Below are 3,645 nucleotides of genomic sequence, written 5' to 3' on the forward strand. Positions count from 1 at the left end.
ATCATCCGCCAGTACATAGAGCAACAACAAACGCCCCATTAACCACGGAACGGCTACGCCGTTCACACCTTATATCCCCGCCATGAATGACGGGGATATAAGGTGTTTATGGTAAATTCTGCTAAAGTTATGGCTGCAGAGGCCGATAATCCATTTACGCAGCAGTAACATCAGGACTCGACTATCATGGCTATCGATAAATTACCTCCCGGCCTCGGCAATAGTACGCCGTTGACGGGCACTCAAAAATACCAGGCATCAACCACCTCGGGCGCACCACCCTCGAGTGGCCCAACCTCCATCCGCCAGGATGAGGTCACCCTGACCCCTCAGGCCAGGCGCCTCAATCAGATGCAGCAATCGTTGGCAACAACACCTGCTCCCGATAACAGTGCCCGGCTGGAAGCATTGAAAAAAGCCATCAATGAAGGCAGTTACCAGGTCGACAGTGAACGACTGGCGGCCAATATTTCCCGCTTTGAACAGGACTTGGAAGGCCTCTGACATGCCCCTTGATGTGCTGCTGAACCATCAAAAATCACAACTCGAACAACTACTGGATATCACCCGTCAAGAGCGCGAGTTGATTGTTAAACGCAAGGCGCTTGAACTCCCCCCGCTGACCGAGCGCAAGCAGGCATTGCTGATCGAAATTCAGACTGCCGATAACCAGCTTGCCAGCCACCCCGAGCGGGAACGTCTGAACGGCGATTATCATGGCCAGGTAGCGGAGCTGCGGGCGCTGTTGCAACAATGCCAGGAGCAGAACCAGGTGGCCGGGCAACTGCTGGATCAATCCCTTAACGGCATTCGCCAGCTAACCAATATTCTGAGCCGGCTGCACGAACGCCAAAGCATGACCTATGACCAAAAAGGTCACACCAAAGGCATCAACAAAGGCGTGGGTTTCAAGGTTTAACAAAAGCGTGGGTTTCAAGGTTTAACAAAAGCGTGGGTTTCAAGGTTTAACAAAAAGGGGGGGATTAGCACTCCGCCCTTCCTCCTCCCCTCACGTTTCACCCCTGCGTTTATCTCCGACAAGCGGGGTCAATGTCCTCGGCGCAATTTCTCGTAAACCGCCAGATTCAGTTCAAGCTCGGTGATGTACATGTCTCCATCCGGGTAGCTGTTCACCACTCGTGCGCCTCGAACCACACCACGACTGCTGTTGCGGACGGTGCCGTCCTGCAGCACATGGCTGTTCATCTGGCTGGAACTGCTGGTCATGACCCCGCCCAACTGCTCGGTCAACTCGCGATAGGCATCCATCTTTGACGCCCGCATGGCATGCAGCAGCTTCTGCTGATAATTGGCAGCTTGCTGCAGGCTGATGGGAGCATACCCCACCGCATAAAGGTGGTTTTTGGCAGGCCTTACTCCGCCCTCCGCGCTGCAACCGGCCAATACCAGCATCAGCAGGGCCCAGATATTACTTCGCATAACGGCTCCTTTGCTCCGGGGTCACCGCCACCGGGGACCGAGGCTCCTGCGCCTTTAGCATGCCGGCGACCAGATATTCGGGAATAAACTGCTGGGCACTGGCCACCAGGCTGTTGTCTCCCATCGATACCAACCGCGCATTGATCAAGCGACCGCCAGTGGTTTGACTGACAGTGCCATGCAACAGATAACGGACACCGATACGTGAACTGAGCTGGCGATAGTCCCGGCTGGTGCTGACATCTCCTTCCGGAGTGATACGAATAAAAGGCAAGGCCTTGAAGTCGACCACTCGCAGCCCATACTGATTGAGCTGAAACATCATGGTTTCCGACAACAGCCGGTTAACGTCGTCCTGGCTGCGATAGTCCTGTTGATCGACAAAGCCGCTGACGGCAATGCCCGACTGCTTTTCCAGATGGTGCGCGCTGGACACCAGACGGTAAGCCAGTGCCGATATATGCTGCTGCAGCTGAGTCTGGCCCCCCACCAGTGATGGCCCGGCCGCAGGCAGATGGGCGCTGCGAGTGCCGGCACTCATGCGCATGGGAACACCGTCCTGACTATGGCGGGGAGATACCTGTGGCTGGGGTAATAGCCCCAGTGGTGTGTGATTGATGTAGTGGGACGCATGATCGTGGGGCAGGTGATGATGTTGGCCATCAAACTGCGACTCCCCCGCTCCCGAACAGGCCGTCAGGCCCAGCACGGCAGCAAGGAAAAAGGGTCTACTCATGCAGCGACTCCCGCTAAATTAAATGAAATCCACACCGTTATCGGCAAGAGACCGGCAAACTTTACCCTGCCGGTGGCAAAACAGCCATATGATATGTCGGAGAAAAAAGACACCTATTGGCGTATTCACCCTTTTAGCGGTTTTTATAACGCAGCAGGCAAGGTTTTTGCATTATCCCTGCCAATGATTGACCGCCGCCGTGATTTTATCTGGCAGCCGTTTTCACACAGGATAGCCCAGTGCCGATAAAAGCCATTTTACCCTCATTATTTCTGCTGTTGCCGCTGGCAGCTCAAGCCGACTGGTATCAGGCCGAAGGCTCGGCGCCACTCAGCCTGGGTGCCGAGACCGCCCGCCAGCAGGCACTGGAGCAGGCGTTGACCGATGCCCTGTTGCAGGCCGGTGCTTCGCTGACCACAGTGCAGTCGGTCACCAACGGTACCCTTTCCGGCCAGCAACTGGACATTGCCGCTCAGGGTGAACTGATGGACTACGTCATTCTCGACGAACGGCGTTCACAGGGGCAATTGAGGCTAACATTGAGGGCCGATATCTGGCCCAATGATAATGTGCAGCCTCAATGTGCCGGTCGTTATCGTCCGGGACTGACCTTGAGCAGCTTTCCGCTGCTGCGCCCCGAGCAGGGCAGCGTCGGCCAGATTTTTGAACTGGGCACCGCCGCGACCGCCAGATTGGCACAACATCTGACACCAAACGTCAATTTGATGACACAACTTCCCCACCAACTGACTACAGATACCCGCCTGGCCCGCAGCCCCGGTCTGCGTCAGGGCAGTGATGTACTGGCGCAACAGCAACAATCCCGACTGCTGTTAAGCGGAGTGATTGACGATATCAGTATGGATGAGGGCAGCTGGGTTAAATGGCGTTTCACCGATATGCCGCGCCAGTTTGGTCTGTCGATTACACTGGAAGACAGCCTGACCGGCGAGCGTTTGCTGCAACAGCATTATCAAACGGTCTCTCCCTGGTCTTTCGGCAAGCACGCCAGGGTTAAGGTGCATGAACAGAGTTTCTGGCAATCGGCTTACGGTCTGTCGGCAGATAAGTTGCTGCAGCGCATCGCCCGCGATGTGACTAACGCCCAGTCGTGCATGAAGGCCATCGGCCATATATTGCAGCAGTCTGAGGAAGGCATCCTGATGAACCTGGGCCGTCAGGCCGGCATTCAACCCGGCGATCGCTTTACCCTTATCCACCGTCGCCAGCTTCAGCCCGGCTACTACAGCGAAACGTCATCCAAAGCCCAGTTTGTGGTGCAACAAAGTCACACCGATTACAGCCTGTTGACACCGGTCGATGCCGCAGCCCGCCAGATCAGCATCACCCCGGGCGACATGCTGACCAGCGTCAAGTAATACCAATCGGATTGGCTATGTACTAGTTCAGTGTGTCTGATTCGGCAATAACCTGTTTTTATTGGAGTTAATGTAAGCACGAAAGAGCCT

6 protein-coding genes are annotated in these 3,645 nt (G+C 55.5%); 4 read left to right on the forward strand and 2 right to left on the reverse strand.

Features of this window, described 5'->3' with window-relative positions:
- Window positions 1-186 precede the first annotated feature (186 nt).
- Together flgM and HNR62_RS15910 are read left to right on the forward strand one after the other, a co-directional pair.
- A complete protein-coding gene (flgM, locus tag HNR62_RS15905; RefSeq protein WP_204797060.1) occupies window positions 187-504 on the forward strand; it encodes a flagellar biosynthesis anti-sigma factor FlgM in 318 nt (105 codons plus the stop codon).
- Between the two features lies 1 nt (window position 505).
- The gene (locus HNR62_RS15910) at window positions 506-919 is read left to right on the forward strand and encodes a flagella synthesis protein FlgN (protein WP_204797061.1); all 414 of its coding nucleotides are present in this window, start codon (window positions 506-508) and stop codon (window positions 917-919) included.
- A 128-nt stretch (window positions 920-1,047) separates the two neighbouring features.
- Here the strand turns inward: HNR62_RS15910 and HNR62_RS15915 are convergent, their stop codons facing one another.
- Complete coding sequence (locus tag HNR62_RS15915) at window positions 1,048-1,440, reverse strand: LPP20 family lipoprotein (protein ID WP_204797062.1); 393 nt, start codon at window positions 1,438-1,440, stop codon at window positions 1,048-1,050.
- Complete coding sequence (locus tag HNR62_RS15920) at window positions 1,430-1,987, reverse strand: FlgO family outer membrane protein (RefSeq protein ID WP_239552879.1); 558 nt, start codon at window positions 1,985-1,987, stop codon at window positions 1,430-1,432. Before HNR62_RS15920 ends, HNR62_RS15915 begins: the two co-directional genes overlap by 11 nt.
- Window positions 1,988-2,050: 63 nt before the next feature.
- On the opposite strand from HNR62_RS15920, the gene HNR62_RS16265 reads away from it, so the two are divergent.
- Window positions 2,051-2,425 (forward strand): hypothetical protein, encoded by a 375-nt coding sequence (locus HNR62_RS16265; protein WP_239552880.1) that lies wholly within the window; start codon window positions 2,051-2,053, stop codon window positions 2,423-2,425.
- Window positions 2,416-3,555, forward strand: a complete 1,140-nt coding sequence (locus HNR62_RS15925; protein ID WP_338044120.1) for a flagellar assembly protein T N-terminal domain-containing protein — start codon at window positions 2,416-2,418, stop codon at window positions 3,553-3,555. Before HNR62_RS16265 ends, HNR62_RS15925 begins: the two co-directional genes overlap by 10 nt.
- Window positions 3,556-3,645 lie beyond the last annotated feature (90 nt).

Origin of the sequence: Oceanisphaera litoralis (genome assembly GCF_016907015.1) — a bacterium.
GTDB lineage: Bacteria > Pseudomonadota > Gammaproteobacteria > Enterobacterales > Aeromonadaceae > Oceanimonas > Oceanimonas litoralis.